This window comes from Chlorobiota bacterium (assembly GCA_016710285.1).
Taxonomy (GTDB): domain Bacteria; phylum Bacteroidota; class Ignavibacteria; order OLB7; family OLB7; genus OLB7.
Window position 1 is genome coordinate 1,088,949 of sequence record JADJXR010000001.1, and the last position, 15,104, is coordinate 1,104,052.

Annotated in this window: 11 protein-coding genes; 7 read left to right on the forward strand and 4 right to left on the reverse strand. The window is 56.0% G+C overall.

The genetic code is table 11. From position 1 onward, the window contains the following. Positions 1–19: 19 nt before the first annotated feature. Positions 20–418, forward strand: a complete 399-nt coding sequence (locus tag IPM61_03845; protein MBK8910440.1) for a hypothetical protein — start codon at positions 20–22, stop codon at positions 416–418. Positions 419–528: 110 nt separating this feature from the next. On the opposite strand, the gene IPM61_03850 is transcribed toward IPM61_03845, so the two are convergent. Then, positions 529–4,257 (reverse strand): CHAT domain-containing protein, encoded by a 3,729-nt coding sequence (locus tag IPM61_03850; protein ID MBK8910441.1) that lies wholly within the window; start codon positions 4,255–4,257, stop codon positions 529–531. Between the two features lie 25 nt (positions 4,258–4,282). Then, entirely contained in the window at positions 4,283–4,462 is a 180-nt protein-coding gene (locus tag IPM61_03855) for a hypothetical protein (protein MBK8910442.1), read from the reverse strand. A gap of 162 nt (positions 4,463–4,624) precedes the next feature. Here IPM61_03855 and IPM61_03860 point away from each other — a divergent pair, with 162 nt between their 5' ends. Further along, entirely contained in the window at positions 4,625–5,800 is a 1,176-nt protein-coding gene (locus IPM61_03860) for a hypothetical protein (GenBank protein ID MBK8910443.1), read from the forward strand. Positions 5,801–6,128: 328 nt separating this feature from the next. On the opposite strand, the gene IPM61_03865 is transcribed toward IPM61_03860, so the two are convergent. Then, a complete protein-coding gene (locus IPM61_03865; GenBank protein MBK8910444.1) occupies positions 6,129–7,067 on the reverse strand; it encodes a LysR family transcriptional regulator in 939 nt (312 codons plus the stop codon). Between the two features lie 249 nt (positions 7,068–7,316). Between IPM61_03865 and IPM61_03870 the strand changes: the two genes are divergently transcribed. The 3 genes from IPM61_03870 (at position 7,317) to IPM61_03880 (ending at position 13,903) form a co-directional block, all read left to right on the forward strand. Further along, positions 7,317–8,315 carry a cytochrome C gene (locus IPM61_03870; GenBank protein MBK8910445.1) on the forward strand — a complete coding sequence of 333 codons (999 nt, stop codon included), beginning with the start codon at positions 7,317–7,319 and terminating at the stop codon, positions 8,313–8,315. 411 nt (positions 8,316–8,726) lie between these two features. Beyond that, the gene (locus IPM61_03875) at positions 8,727–11,045 is read left to right on the forward strand and encodes a TonB-dependent receptor (protein MBK8910446.1); all 2,319 of its coding nucleotides are present in this window, start codon (positions 8,727–8,729) and stop codon (positions 11,043–11,045) included. A 125-nt stretch (positions 11,046–11,170) separates the two neighbouring features. Continuing rightward, a complete protein-coding gene (locus IPM61_03880) occupies positions 11,171–13,903 on the forward strand; it encodes a hypothetical protein (GenBank protein ID MBK8910447.1) in 2,733 nt (910 codons plus the stop codon). A gap of 78 nt (positions 13,904–13,981) precedes the next feature. Here IPM61_03880 and IPM61_03885 read toward each other — a convergent pair whose 3' ends face one another. After that, positions 13,982–14,176, reverse strand: coding sequence for a hypothetical protein (locus IPM61_03885; protein MBK8910448.1), 195 nt, complete (start codon positions 14,174–14,176; stop codon positions 13,982–13,984). Between IPM61_03885 and IPM61_03890 the strand changes: the two genes are divergently transcribed. Both IPM61_03890 and IPM61_03895 read left to right on the forward strand, forming a co-directional pair. Beyond that, positions 14,175–14,591 (forward strand): VOC family protein, encoded by a 417-nt coding sequence (locus IPM61_03890; GenBank protein ID MBK8910449.1) that lies wholly within the window; start codon positions 14,175–14,177, stop codon positions 14,589–14,591. The genes IPM61_03885 and IPM61_03890 overlap by 2 nt on opposite strands. After that, a complete protein-coding gene (locus tag IPM61_03895) occupies positions 14,588–14,941 on the forward strand; it encodes an MmcQ/YjbR family DNA-binding protein (GenBank protein ID MBK8910450.1) in 354 nt (117 codons plus the stop codon). Before IPM61_03890 ends, IPM61_03895 begins: the two co-directional genes overlap by 4 nt. Positions 14,942–15,104 lie beyond the last annotated feature (163 nt).

Consider the following 15,104-nt stretch of genomic DNA (forward strand, 5'->3'; position numbering starts at 1 on the left):
CAATCAAAAGGAGGTATCGGTGAGCGCAAAAAACGTGATTGCAATGGCAGCATTGGCGATGCTGCTGCTGGCTGGCTGCGGCGGCGAACCAGCAATCGAAGGCATTGAATTGGCACTGGATAACCAAGGTGCCGCGGGGGATGTCACCCAGACCATCAAACCGACCGACAACCCATTCCATGCGGTGGTCCATGTGAACAACGGATCGGGAATGAAAGTGAAAGCCGATTTGGTGGCGGTGGATGCCGGCGGGGAGAAGAATTTTGTGATAGTAAGCAAGGAGCTGGAGCTATCGGGGATTGAAAACCAGATGGATGTCACCTTCAGCCTTCCAACATCCTGGCCACCGGGGAAGTACAAAATTGATGCGTACTTGAACGGCAAATTGGGGAAGTCACACGAGTTTGAAGTGAAATAGCGGGCGCACAATGGGGGGGATATTTTCCCCCCATTTTTTTGCCCTGAACGGAAGCAATGCCCGGTTACCCCTGCGCGCCCGGTAAGGCTCCATCCTCCCCCCGCAACCCTTTACCGCCAATCCCCAAACAGCACAAACGGAGCCCAGTAGAAAGGCTGCGACCATTGGGGGGTGTTGGCAAGCCGCATCTGCGCTTGCCGAAGCGACTCCGCCGCGCCAAGCTGCGGAAGATGCTTGTAGAAATCCTCCATCAGGATTGCCGTTGCTTCGTCGTCAACTTGCCAGAGTGAGGCCACCACACGCGGAACGCCAATGGTGAGGAACGCGTTGGCCGGGTTCATCGGCCAGCCGGCAAGGCTTTGGTCCGTGACGGCAGTGTTGCAGGCCGATAACGTCACCAACCGGCACTCCGGCAACGTTGTGATCCCCCATATTTCTTCCATCGTCAACTTTCCATCCTCCCCCGCGGGCTTGTTGGGCGCAAGGGTCAAGTAGAAATTCTTGAAGTCGTGGTAATCCAGATTGCCGTGCGTGGCAAAGTGGATGATGTTGAACCCTTCCGGAATATGCTTGGCCCGGTCCTCCGTTGCCGCGCCCCCCAGCAACGCCTCCGATCCTGGATACTCCTTCGTTATCACCTTCACCTCCTGCTCGGCACTGGGAAGCGATCCATCAGCATTGCCGAAGCCGATGATTTTGAGATTCTCCGTTGTTGGAGCGTCTTGCAAAAACACCGAAAGGTCGTTGATGTAGAACACGGTGCGCTGGCGAAGCAACGGGTTCACCGCGCCGTCATCCCCCATCGGCCCAATCGCCTGGAATGGAACAAAGTAGAGTGGGCCGCTTGGGGTGATTGCCAGCTTCGACTTCCCAGCAAGCTGGTCCGCAATGGGGGCGATCAGAAGTTGATAGAGTTCGTCGGCAATCCGCCCGTAGGTTCGCTGGTCGCGGTCCGGCGCGGAGGTGCCGGAAGCTCCGTTCGCCGCCCCGCTTCCTGCGCCACCAACCCGCGCTGCTTTTGCCCGCGCTGCCGCCGCGTCAGGGTCGCTGGCAAGGCGATACAGGCGATTGATTTTTGCTTCCACCTCGCTCCGTGCCGCCGGAACCACCCGTGCGATCACCGTGTCGGTGGTGGCGGCGAAGATGTAGAGTTGGGTTTCCCCCAGCAGGTAAATCGCCACGGCAGCATCGCGTGGGATGCGCTGTTTTTTTGCCCGAAGATCAATCGGGTTGACGGTTCCGCCGAAATGGCTGCGCAGCTCCGGCTGTTCGGTGATGGTCTGGCGAACGAACTTCACATACTCCCCTTCTGCCACCGAGATGATGTTCCGCAAGCTGGCAATCTTCTCCGGCTGGGCATTGGGGCTGGCTTGCTCCTTTGCGATTTGGTCGGCAAGGTTGTCCAGCCGCGCCTTCATCTGGCGATCCTGATCCAAGATTTTGCGGCGGGTGGTGTCGCCAATGTTCCGCTCCAACGCCCCGAACCGCTCCCGAAGCTCGTCGTTGTTGCTTCGCTGCAAGTACTCCAACGCGCGCTCAATCTCCCCCTGCTCAATCAGCAACGCAATCAGCGACTCGTAAATGCGGACGCGTGCGGTTCCGGAGGAGTAAAGTTTGCGGGCCTTATCGCCGCCGGCCACCCTGTCGCGAAGCCGCTCCACCACGGCTGCGGCTTCGGAAAGAAGTTCAATGGCGCGTTGGTTGTTGTGCGCGTCCCGCTCAAGCAAACCAAGCGTGGTAAGGGGTTGATAAAGGAAGTGATACAGCCCCATGGCCCGGGCCGAGTCAATGGCTTTCTGCAAGATTGGGCGCGCCTTGTCGGGGTTGCTACGGCGGTAGTACAGTTCACCCAACGCCCCGCGGACATCCATCAAATCATCGGCTTCCTTCCCTGCGGTGAACAAACTATCGGCAAGCAGCAAGGCTTCTTCGGCTTGGGGGTAGCGTTCTTGCATCAGCCAGAGCTTCCCAAGCAGCCGGTGAGTGCTGGCAATCATCCGCCGGATTTGGCGTTGCCGCGCCAGTGCTAACGCTTCTTTCAAACACTGCTCGGCGGTGTCGAATCGGTGCTGCTCGTACAGGACCTCACCCATATTGCTTAGCAGAAGCGGCTCGCTTTCGTCGCGGGCGTTTGCGGCGCGGGCAATCACCAATGCCTCGCGGAAGTTGGCCAGCGCGTGGTCGTAATCCCCTTGGAAGAAATAGACGTTGCCGGAGTTGTTCAGCGTGGTGATTCGGCTGTTGGTGTCGCGCAGTTGGCGGTAGATGCTGTCGGCACTGGTGTAATGCTGCAAGGCTTTCTGGAATTCCCCCTGGGCCGTATAAACGTTGGCCAGCATGGTGTAGGCCTGCCCCATTCCCCACGGATTGTTTGCCGATTGCCACACCGCAAACCCGCTTTGCGCCGCCGCCAACCCTTTCTGCAACTCCCCCATCAGCCGGTACATCAGCGAGATTGCCGACCACGCCCCGGCAGATTTTTCGGGGTCGTTCGCCAGCTGCGCCGCCGCAAGCCCACGCTGGTACAACGCCAACGCGCGGCTGTAATCCCCCTGCTGCGAAACAGCATCCCCCATGCTGTTCAGCGCGTAGGCTTCGTAAGATTTCTGGCCAATGGATTGGAACAGCGTCACGGCTTCGTTGTACTCCTTCTCCGCATCCTTCGGCTTCCCTTCCAGCAATGCAACCCAGCCCAGCCCCAATCGCGCCCAGGCTTCCCCTTCCTGGTGGTTCAAGTTTGCGAACAACAGTTGCGCCGTCCGGTAGCGCGTGGCCGCCACGCTGGGCGCGCCCTGCACCAAAAACCGTCCCAACCGATACTCACCCCAAGCCATTGCCAGCGTGTCGCGTTGCTGGCGTGCAGCTTGCAGCATTGCCCGCTCCATCTGCTCGGCATCGCGCGCCCGTTGTTGCAGGAACAGGTCCTCGGCATCGCTATCCCATTGCAGCAGAAGGTCGTTGGTGAGCATCGTGCGGTAGCCATCAATCAGCACGGCGCGGGCGGAATCGGAGGGGGCAGAAAGAAGGCGTTCGCGAAGATCACTCGTCAAGAGTGGCGCACCGTTCGCGGCCCACAGAAGCCACCCGCTTGCGGCAACAACATCGCGGGCGAAGTAGGCCGAAGGAGCGTTGGAAACATGGCGAAGGAAGGAGCGTGCGTCGCGCTGGGTGGCGCGTCCCATTGCCGTGAGGATGTTCACTCCATCGAACAACCCGCCCTCCAATGGCGCAAGCAGTGCCGAGTCCAACGGGGTGCTGGCCAAAAGGCGTTCGGCCCCCAGATGGACCTGGTTGGCGATTGCCGCAACCACCGAATCCTCCAAAGCTGCATCGGTTGCCCGCAGGGTTGCCGATTGCTCGGCCAGCGGCGTGCCATCCATTGCAAGGAAGCGGATATCGAAGCGTGCGGAGTGGAACAGGTCGCCACGGAAGATTGCCGAATCAATCACCCCTCGCAGCTCAATCGCGTCGCCAGGCTGCACGGTGTCGCTTCCGGGCGTTTGGGCAATGGTGATGGTGGCCGTGCTGTTGACTGTGTTGTTGACTGTGTTGTTGGCCATCTGCCGCTCGACCTTTGCCACGGTGGCGTTTCCCAGAATCGTCAAATTCCGGTCGGCGGTCTCATCGCTGCCAACGCCATAGACCTTGCCGGCAGCGTCCGCGGCCAGCAGCCGCAGGCTTCCCGGGAGCGGAACCCGCACCGTCGCCACGCCGTTCTTGTGCGATTCGATGCTTGGCATCCGAACGTAAAAAGTGATGGTGTCGCCGCCGGTTTGCGCAATCCCGGCAGCGAAGCACAGCGAGAGGAAGAAGGGAATGAGAAGAAGCGGGCGTAGCATTGGCGATAATCGTGAATGAGAAATTTTAGCGGGAGCGGTTGGCCGTGTCGGCTTTCTGTTGCACCGTGTCGGAAGGGTGCAGCCGTTGCTCCACCCGTTGCCGCAGCCGCGGCGATAGCAGCAGCGCAAGCGACAAGAGTGCGACGAAGAACCCAACGGTTGCAACGCATCCAATCTTCAGTAATCGTTTTTGCTCAGGCCTCATGGTCAAGGGTTTGTGATTGATACATTGATGATTGATAAAAAAGTCCGGGGCGTTTGCGGGCGGGCTGCCCCACTCTCTCCACACACACTCTCTCCACACTATCCCGTAAGTTGCGGCATCGGACCGTTGAGTGCCGTAAAAAGAAGATAACCGAACTCCCCAATGCCATTACTATCCCAGGCGCTGGCCGCCACTTTGCTCGATTGTGCCGTTTCCGTTGTCACCCACGTTCCTGGCTACGGGGCGGCCGAGACGTTCGCGGAATGGCAACGCGTTGCGCCAACGCCAGCACCGCTCAGTTTCCATGAGGAACCGGCGTTTACCATTGCCCACGGCGCGGCGTTGTGCGGCGTGCGGTCGGCAACGCTGCTGAAATCGCACGGGCTTGCAAAAGCCGCCAACAGCGCGGTGGATGCGTTGTTTGCCGGGACCGTTGCCGGCTTCGTCTCCATCATTTTTGACGACGAGACCGGCGCGCACTCCGATTGCATTTTTGATGTTGATGCCTTCCTTCGCGGGATCGGAATCCCGTTCCAACGATGCACCCCCAGCGACGCTGCCGAATCTTTGCGCACCGCGTTTGCAACGTCGGAACGGATGCAGCTTCCGGTGGCGATCATTCTGGATGCAGCCGATGTCAACTGCGAAGTATCGCCCCCCCGAAGCGAATCCACGGCATCCGCCCCGCCGCTGCCTGGCTGGGAGCGGGCCATTGCTCACCACCTTGTTTCCCCACTGTTTGCCCCCTACCAGCGCGACCGGCTTCGGGCAAAACTACGTGGGGAATCGTTGCACTCCATCGCCGCAACGCTTGCCCCGCCAACAATTCCCGTGGTCCCGAACGATCTTCCCGGGCCGTGGCGGGAAGCGGCGTTTCGGCTTGTTCCGTTTTTCGAGGAGTTCCGCAACGTTCGTGGGGAGGTTGTTGCTGGCGATACGGGCCTGACCAGCCTGTTTGCTTTCCCACCGTTTGATTGCGTTGATATCACCACGTACATGGGGGGAAGCGTGCCGCTGGCAATTGGGGCGATGCTTGCTGGGAAGCGCGGAGCCTGGTGCGGCACGGGGGATTTTTCGTTTATCGCTGCTGGCCATCTGGGGCTGATTGAAGCAGCCATCCGCCAGCTTCCGCTGAAGCTGTTTATCCTTGACAACGGCGCGGCAGTGGTGACAGGCGGGCAACCGATTGCGCCCGGGATGTTGGAACGTGTGCTTGCCGGATATTCCCATTTCGTCCGGCGCATTGGCCAACCTTCGGACCGCCAGCAAGTCCGCCAAGTCCTGCAGGAAGCCGCAGCGGCAACGGAGATGCGGATTGTGGTGGTGGAGTGCCGGTAACGGCGCGGAATCACCCGCGTGACCCTGCTGAATCGCATCTTCATCTCTTCCTCTCTCTCAATCTCACACCCTGATTTTTTTCTTACTCCCCTCTCCGCTAGTTGCCAGCGCGGTGCCCGGGAAGGAAGTCACGGAGAGGAGGTTGGGGGATGAGATCGGGTAGGGGCAGGTCTTTAGCCTGCCCAGTGCTGAAGATAGATGACGCCGAAGGCTAAAGACCTTCGGCTACCCCTCTCCGATAGCTGCCAGCGCGATGCCAAAGGAGGAAGCCACGGAGAGGGGGTTGGGGGGTGAGGTTGAGTAGGGGCGGGCGGCTACCTTCATCAAATCATCGAACCTCCACCACTGATTTTTTTTCGGGGGATTTCATCCGCGCTGGGATCACCGACAGGATCGCCTGGCGAAGCGCGTCCAGAAGCTGCTGCTTCACGTAGGCGCGGTGGGTGATAAGGCTGATCTCGCGGGCCGGTGCCGGGGGGTGGAACCTGCGGAGCGCGGCTCCTTCGGCTGGCTGCATCCCAATGGTGGCAAGCTCCGGCAGCATGGTGATCCCTGCGCTCATCTCCACAATTTTCTTCAGCGTTTCAATGCTTCCGGCGGCATACTCCACGCGCCCGGCATCCCCCTTGCGGCGCAGCTCGCAAAGGTTGATAATCTGGGACCTCATGCAATGCCCTTCCTCCAGCAACCACAGCCGTTCCGGGTCAATCTCCTCGGTCAGGATGTACTTCTTTTTCCCCGCGCCGGCCTGGCCGTTGGCCACGTAGGCGATGAACTCTTCGTAAAACAACGGTTGTTCAAGGATTGCCGAATCGTTCAGCGGTGTGGCAAGGATTCCGGCATCCAACTGGTTGGTGCGCAGGCGTTCCACCAACTCATCGGTGGTGTGCTCGCGGATACGGATGTGAACCTTCGGGTACTCCTCAATGAACTTCGTCAGGAACAGGGGGAGCAGATAGGGAGCCAGCGTTGGGATGATCCCAAGCCGAAGTTCGCCGCTGACCTCGGCGCGGGCGTTGTTGACAATCTCCCCCATTCGTTCGGCTTCGCGCAGCACCATTCGGGCTTGGGCAACCACCTCAATCCCGATTTCGGTTGGCACCACCGGTTTCTTGCTGCGGTCGAACAGGATCACCCCCAGCTCCTCCTCCAACTGCTGAAGCTGCATACTGAGCGTTGGTTGGGTGACGTGGCAATGCTTGGCAGCAATGCTAAAATGCCGGTGGGTATCCAGCGCGACGATATACGAAAGTTGAACAAGGGTCATGGCAAACGTTGGCGATTGAGGTTGGTTAAAAGAAAATTGCGAACGGCGTTACAACGTGGCAGAATGCGTAGTATGTTTGTGGCACTTCAATCTAACCTCCTTCCGGCTTCGTACCTCCTCACTCTGCCTTTTTGAATGCGCGGTAACTGGCGCAGCTACTCCATCAACTGCTCTGCGCGGCGGCTTGCTGCTGCCGCTGATGGCGGGCTGCTAATCGGTGGTATCCATCAATCAAACTCACACAACATCATGGGAAAAGCTGCCAAAGTTTTCAAGTGGACAGGGATAGTGCTGGGAAGCATTATCGTTCTGTTGGTCGCTGCCGTTTTCATCCTCAACAGCCAATCGTACGATGCCCCCTATCCTGACATCAAGGCCAGCAAGGATAGCGCGGTGATTGCCCGCGGGGAATATCTGGCCTATGGATTGGCCCACTGCGCGGGGTGCCATGTTTCCTCGGTGGAGGATTACGCTAAAATTGCCGCTGGCCAGCGGGTCCCGTTAGTTGGAGGTTTTGAGTTTCAGCTTGGTCCGCTTGGCATTGTCCGCCCCTCCAACATCACCTCCGATCCCGAAACCGGAATTGGGAAATGGAGCGACCAAGAGATTGCCCGCTCGCTACGCTACGGCGTTGGGCACGATGGGCGCGCCTTGTTCGACTTCATGCCGTTCCATAACCTAAGCGATGAGGACCTTACGGCCATCATCTCCTTCTTGCGTGCTCAGCCGCCAGTAAAGAAACAGGTGGAGGTTCGCGACTTGAGTTTTTTGGGAAAGGCAATCAACGCGTTTATGATACGGCCAGTGGGACCGGAAGGGGAAGTGGCAAAATCGGTGAAGCCCGACACCACAGCCGAATACGGGAAATATCTTGCCCACTACGTTGCCAACTGCCGTGGCTGCCACACCAACCGCGACCTAACCACAGGAGCCTACACCGGTCCTGATTTTGCTGGCGGTCTCGTGATGGAATCAGTGCTGGTTCCAGGAACGGTGTGCGTCACCCCGAACTTAACCCCCGACCCCGAAACCGGCCACATCACCAAGTGGAGCGAGGAGCAGTTCATTACCCGGTTCCGCTCCGGCCAAATAGTGAAGGCTTCGGAGATGCCGTGGGATATGTTCAAGACCGCGACCGACAACGACTTGAAGGCGATCTACCGCTACCTAAAATCGCTGAAGCCGATCAAGAACAAGATCGAAAAGATTGTCACCACGAAGGAGGAGCTGGAGAAGCAAGCTTCGTAAGGCTGCCGCGCTCCGCTGGCACGTGGTGCGGAGGGGAAAGGGGTTCCACTCTTGGTGCCTTTCTCTTTCAATCTCATAACTGTGCGCAAGCCCCCCTCCCCCAGCATTGGAGGAGGGGGGCTTGCTGCGTTGACAGGCTATCACTTCCGCACCATTCTTTCCGGCCCCCTACCCTTCATCGCTGGGCAGTGGAGGGCTTTCACGGTGAAATCTCCACCTTCTGATTTTTTCTTATCTCCTCCCCCCTCCCTCTTCCCCAATGGCTGGCGAGGCCACCCCGATTGAGTCGGTGCGCCCCCCCCTCTGTCAGGTTCCCCACTTTGCGATTGTCAGGCTTAGCAAACGCAAGAATGAAGCAGAGTCCAAAGCACATCACCAATTAGTAACCGCCTTTCAAAAGGCATTCCATCCATGAGTATCTCACTAACCGCAGCCCGCGCGATTGGCGCGGGGGGAATTCTTTTGCCCGTCCTGTTCTTGGCCCTGTTCCCGGCAGCGGCCCTGGCACAGGAGCCGAACGGCACGATTCGGGGAATCGTCGTCAGTGCCGAAACGAAGGAGCCGGTAACCGGCGCAACCGTTGCCATTCCCGACACCAAACGGGGGGCAATCAGCAACCGGAATGGGGAGTTCACCATTGAGAAGCTGACCCCAGGAGGATACAGCCTGAAGGTGACATCGCTGGGACACCAACCAGTGGTAAAAACCGACATCATCGTCCGCCCGGACCGCATCACACAGGTGACGATTGAGCTGCCGGAGAAAAGCACCGTTGGGCAAGAAGTCACCGTGACCGCAGGGTACTTCAGCGGGCGCGAGGAATCGGCCATCAGTGCCGTGGCGATGAATGCCGAGGAGATTCGGCGCGCCCCCGGGTCCGCCGGCGATATCAGCCGCGTGCTGAACGCGCTCCCCAGCGTTGCCCGCACCGCCGACAACCGGAACGACCTTGCCGTGCGCGGCGGAAGCCCCGCCGAAACCGGTTTCACCATTGACAATATCCCCATTCCCAACGTCAACTACTTCCCCCAGCAAGGCTCCAGCGGCGGCCCAATCGGGTTCCTGAATGTTGATTTCATTGATGGAGTTGAGTTCCAAGCCGGCGGCTTCGGTGCCGAGTATGGGGACCGGCTTTCGTCGGTGGTGGACATCAACTACCGCGACGGAAACCGCGAGGAATTGGAGGGGCAGATTGACCTGAACATGGCGGGGTTCGGCGGCGCAATCGAGGGGCCGCTTCCGGGGAGCGTTGGGTCGTTTATGCTAAGCGGCCACCGCAGCTATCTGGACCTGATTCAGAAGGCAATCAACCAAGATGGCGCGCCCCGTTTTGGCGACCTTCAGGGGAAGGCCACCATTGACCTGGACCAGAACAACCGCGTAACGTTGTTGGGGATTGCCGCGCTTAGCCAATTCAACCGCACGTACGAAGAAGCGGCGGACAACGGAAATTCATTTGGCGAGCAGCAGACCCTGCAGACCACCGCCGGGGGGAATTGGAGGTCCATCTGGAGTGGCATTGGTTTCTCCAACACCTCGCTCTCCTTCTCCAGCACCGATGCCGACGAGGAGTTTTTCCGATTCAGCAATCGCCAACTAACCTACCGGAACAACTACGTGGAATCGGCCATCACCCTTCGCAATCTGAACACGGTGGAGATTGCCGACAACCAGACGCTGGAGTTTGGGATCGAGGCCGCACGCGAGATGATGAACTACGATGTGTACATGGGCCCCGACACCAACAGCATTGGCGAGGTGACCTCGGCATTGGAGTTTATGAAGGAGTTCACCACTACCAAAGGTGGCGTGTATCTCTCGCACAGCTGGACCCCAACCGAAGCGTTGACAACCACCGTTGGGATGCGTGCCGAGTACTTCTCGGTCAATGGCGATCTCACGTTTTCCCCGCGTGCATCGGTTGTGTACCGCGCAACCGACCAGCTACGCCTGAAAGGGGCGTTCGGCATCTACCACCAAACATTGCCGATGGTGTTGCTGGCCCAAGACACGCGGAACGAGTCGTTGCCCAGCGTGCAATCCACCCACTACGTCCTGGGGGCCGACTACATGCTGACCGACGACACAAAGCTGACAGTGGAAGGATACGTGAAGCAGTACCGGAACCTGCCGCTGAACCCGCAGCAGCCAATGGCTTCCATCATTGACGAAGCCGCTGGGGACAACGATTTTGGGAATTATGGTGAGTTGCTGGCAAACGGGGAAGGGCGTTCGCACGGGGTGGAGTTGTTGCTGCAAAAGAAGTTGGCCGAGGATTTCTACGGGCTGGTGAGCGCCTCCTACATCCGCAGCAGCTACCGCGACGCAAACGGTGAATGGCGGGACCGGATGTTCGACAACAAGTATTTGTTCAGCGTGGTTGGCGGGTGGCGGCCAAACAACTTGTGGGAAGTAAGCGTCCGGTTCAACATGGCAGGGGGCACCCCCTACACCCCGCTTGATCTATCGGAATCTGCACGCCAAAACCGGACGGTCCGCGACAAAAGCAAATTCATGGCCGAACGGTATCCCGATTATCACACGCTGAACGTGCGGGTGGACCGCCGTTTTTTGTTCGACCGCTCGAACCTTGTGATCTACCTTAGCGTGCTAAACGCCTACAACCGCGACAACGTTGCCGACTACCACTGGAACCGAGTAAAGAAGGAGCCACAAGCGCAGCTTCAGCTTGGGTTAATCCCAATTTTGGGGGTGGAGTGGGAGTTGTAGATCAGGCCAAAATTTAACCTTGCAGTTCCGGTAGATAATGGCGAACATTGCGGCGTTGGTCATCATCTACCGGAGTTGCTATGAAATCGTGTTGCATAGTTTGCTTTTGCCTTTTCTTCGCTGGTATGGCTGCTGCCACAGCGCAACCTGGCGACGTCCGTCTTTCGCCAGAACCGGTTATCACAACCCTTCCCGACGATATCCACATTCAAAGCGCGGCAGCAATCGGCAACACCACACTTGCCGTGTGGGGGACGGTGATTGCCAATGGAGATAGTGCGGTTAGGAGGGTCTTATGGAGTCAAATAATCCACGGGACGGAGCCACAGGAAGGGAAGGCATTGACAGATACCACCGCCAATCCCCTTGATATTGTCAGCGTTCACAGTTTGGACGATCGCTTCCTTGTGGTATGGAACGAGCGGCGTGGCGGTGTGAAGCGAACGTACCTTTGCGTTGTTGACACTACCGGGAATGTGATCATTCCCGCACAACAGGTCAGCACCATCACAGCAATAGACGACCGTTCAACATGGTTGCTTCGCGGAGCATCCGGGTATTTGTTTTTATATCGAGAAAATCATGGCGGATATGGGTTGCAAGCAATTTCCCTAAACACCGATGGCAGCTTGGCCCAAGCACCGTGGACGATACTTAAAGATGGCGTTCTGCGTGTCACGGTAAATTCCCACTCGCCCCACCTTGCCATAATTTCCACACAAACTGGAGGCAAGATTATTTATGCCGATGGAACTATTGATTCTGGCATTATCCCTTCCAATCGCATGAATGCAGCCCACACCATCCGCCCCGATAGCTCATTATATTGCATAATCAAAGATACCCTGTACAAATTCAACAATTACTTCGATGCGGATGCCGAATGGAAGCGGCAGATACAGCTGCGCGATGGTATAGCCGGCACACAGGTTATTATCCCTCATGAAAATGATTCTTCCATCAGCATTTTCTACGCTGCACACACAGAAATCCAAATAGATAGCAAAAGTTATACTGACGAAATCCGGCAGTATAAAATAGACCTTACCAACAATACCGATACCATCATAACAACAACATCATATACTGTTCCCTTGCCGAAGATCAATTCGATTCCTGACAATGGCTACGTTGAGAAATGGATTGATCAAGTGTACCGTATCAATATCGTGTACAAGGCTTATGTAATAGCCAACAGGGAAATATACACCTATGCTGTTGTCCATATGATAGCAATGATTGACAGTGCGGGGATATCCTCACCTGTTATTGCGACAAAGGATTCGGTACTTCCTACTCTTCGAGTATCATCTTCTGCTGTTGACGCTGTTCGCACTTCATTTATAGATTCCAGCACTATTGTTCTTCTTGAAAAGAAGATGCAATTGCGTGCTCCTATGGATTCGTACTATAAAAATATCAACCAGAACCAGCCGATTCTTACTTTGGTAAATGGCGAACTTATTGCGACCTACACCGAGGGAGACTACCCAAAAACACTACGAAATTTTGAACTATTGACCACCAATGGTGGCCTAAGCGATTCTATGATTTTCCTGCCTAAGCTTAGCTCAACCGGAACACCTCCTAAAGACCAATACACGTTCAGGCAGCACCAAATTCATCGAAATGTTGGGCAGGGGATGTTAGTGGAATTTGACAATAGGCACCGGCCACGGGAACCACACAGTGGCGATTTCCAGGAAGCTACCGTCAGCACATTCCGTTTTTTTCTTCCTTCGGATACTGGTTGGAGGATTATTGGGGACATTGAAAGCGTTTATATAGATAAAGAAAAGAAACCTACATACATTCGCTACACGGCTACATCATCTATTGTTGACCGCCAATGGGGAATTGGTACGACAGGTGCAATGCAGGCATTTGGTAAAGACTATGAAATGGAGCACATTGTTTATGCTGTGGATAGCCAAGCAAACAATATCAGCACCATCATCAATACCCCATATACTGGTATTCACCCAATAGACGACAGCGTACAGGCGATAATTCCCATAGATTCGCATTCTTTTTTTGTGATTTTTCGCTCATCTATCACAAAATACCGTGATAGCTTGGCATTGTTTTCCAAAAGCTTTCAATGGCATCCTTATTCCACCTACTGCCTTGCTGCGAATAAAACATTTCTCCGGTATTACCACCCAGATCCGGCAAATATTATTATTGAAAGCTATGATACGACCCTGCAACGCCAAGCATGGGCAAAAATTCCGATCCTACAAAGGTTTCCTCATTTTGCTTTTGTGCAAAATCCCACCGACAACTCAATTTCCATTGTGCAAGGGTTGGATAGTGGGATAGTGATAACGATGCTGGACACAGACCTTCGCCCTTATAGAGATACCGCAACTGGCAGCGAAGTAATAAATGTTCCGATTAGCAGCGGTCGTATGCTTTCAAGGTTCGTTAGCGGGGTATTCCGCAATGACACGTTGTTTTTTGTGTGGGAAGGGCAAGGGAAAGATGCAACTGATATCTATGGGAATATCTGGGTAAAATCAGCATCTATGATCCCTCCACCAATGAAGGGACCTACACTGCCTGACCCACCTACGCCTACAAAACTAAGCTCCACTGCGGTGCGTTCTGTTGTGCCAAACCCAGCCACTGATAGGCTTACAATTGATTTTTCTGTGGTCGAAGATGCGACCATTGAATTCCAAATCATCAACATATTGGGCCAGCCAATTCGCCGCTGGAGCGAGCATCGGCAGGCAGGGGATTTCCAGTCCGTGGTATCATTAGAAGGCATGGCGGCGGGCTATTATTTTTTATTTGTGGAAAACGCTCCTGATGGCAACACCATATTTCCCTTTATTGCTTTAGGCGCTCAGTAATGAACAGAGGGGGGCGCACTACCTAACCATGCCGCCCCCTCCTGCACCACATTTCACACCGGTGCTTCCCAAGCAACCCTATTCACTTTTCAACCCGGGTTTTGCTACGCTGCTGCTGTAACCACCACCTGCAGCAGCTTCCCGTTCAAGCACCGCCGCATTTTTTCCCACTACTGCAAAAAATGCTTGCAAAGGTGTTCGCATGAATACTATATTTGCAGCGGTCTGCAACTCATCAAACTCTTCCAAACCACAAAGGAGAAAACGATCCATGAAGAACTTCAATCCCTATCTCATTTTCCCGGGGAACTGCGAGGAAGCTCTGAACTTTTACAAAAACAGCCTGGGCGGCGAAATCGCCAGCCTGATGCGGTTTAGCGATGCCCCAATGCCCGTGGCCGAGGAGAACGCCCAGCGGGTGATGCACGGCGAATTCCGTTCCAACAACCTCTATTTCATGGTCTCCGATACCATGCCAGGGGACGACGTGACCCCTGGGAACAACGTGCACTTAAGCCTGCAGTTTGATGATGCTGCCGAGCAAGAAGCAGCATTCAATGCGCTTGCCGAAGGGGGCAGCGTGCAGATGGCATTGGACAACACCTTCTGGGGCGCACGGTTCGGGATGCTCACCGACCGCTACGGAATCCGCTGGATGCTGAACTACGAGCTTCCCAAAGAAGCATGACCATTGAGGGTATCCAGCAACTCTGCGCCCAGCTTTCTTCGGTGACCGAAGAACTGAAATGGGAGCATGAACTTTGTTTTTGCATTGGCGGGAAAATCTTCCTGATGATCCCCCTTGAACGCACCCCCACTCCAGCATCCTTCAAGGTTGCTGACGATGAGCTTGAGGAGCTGCTGGAACGCGAAGGATTCCGTCCGGCACCCTACTTGGCACGGTACAACTGGGTCACGGTGGAGGACATCGGGCTGATGAATCGAGCCGAATGGAAAGAGCGGATCGCCCAATCCTACCAGCTGGTTCGCTCACGGTTGCCGAAAAAAATTCAACAGCAGCTGGATACTGGAAGTTGATCACGCAGTTGATCGCAAGCTGGGGCATGGTGAGCAACCATGCCCCAGTTTTGTTTCTCCCCCTTTCTTTCCCTTCCCTCCATCTCGTATTTTCATTTCCGTCTCTCTTCCTGCGTACGTTGGCTCGGTTTCTGCTGAGCGATCTTTCCATTCATCTTTCCAT

Coding starts and splice junctions, on each gene's coding strand:
- IPM61_03850 (MBK8910441.1), bottom strand. CDS start 4,257: ATGCTACGCCCGCTTCTTCTCATTCCCTTCTTCCTCTCGCTGTGCTTC.
- IPM61_03855 (MBK8910442.1), bottom strand. CDS start 4,462: ATGAGGCCTGAGCAAAAACGATTACTGAAGATTGGATGCGTTGCAACC.
- IPM61_03860 (MBK8910443.1), top strand. CDS start 4,625: ATGCCATTACTATCCCAGGCGCTGGCCGCCACTTTGCTCGATTGTGCC.
- IPM61_03865 (MBK8910444.1), bottom strand. CDS start 7,067: ATGACCCTTGTTCAACTTTCGTATATCGTCGCGCTGGATACCCACCGG.
- IPM61_03870 (MBK8910445.1), top strand. CDS start 7,317: ATGGGAAAAGCTGCCAAAGTTTTCAAGTGGACAGGGATAGTGCTGGGA.
- IPM61_03875 (MBK8910446.1), top strand. CDS start 8,727: ATGAGTATCTCACTAACCGCAGCCCGCGCGATTGGCGCGGGGGGAATT.
- IPM61_03880 (MBK8910447.1), top strand. CDS start 11,171: ATGGCTGCTGCCACAGCGCAACCTGGCGACGTCCGTCTTTCGCCAGAA.
- IPM61_03890 (MBK8910449.1), top strand. CDS start 14,175: ATGAAGAACTTCAATCCCTATCTCATTTTCCCGGGGAACTGCGAGGAA.
- IPM61_03885 (MBK8910448.1), bottom strand. CDS start 14,176: ATGGATCGTTTTCTCCTTTGTGGTTTGGAAGAGTTTGATGAGTTGCAG.
- IPM61_03895 (MBK8910450.1), top strand. CDS start 14,588: ATGACCATTGAGGGTATCCAGCAACTCTGCGCCCAGCTTTCTTCGGTG.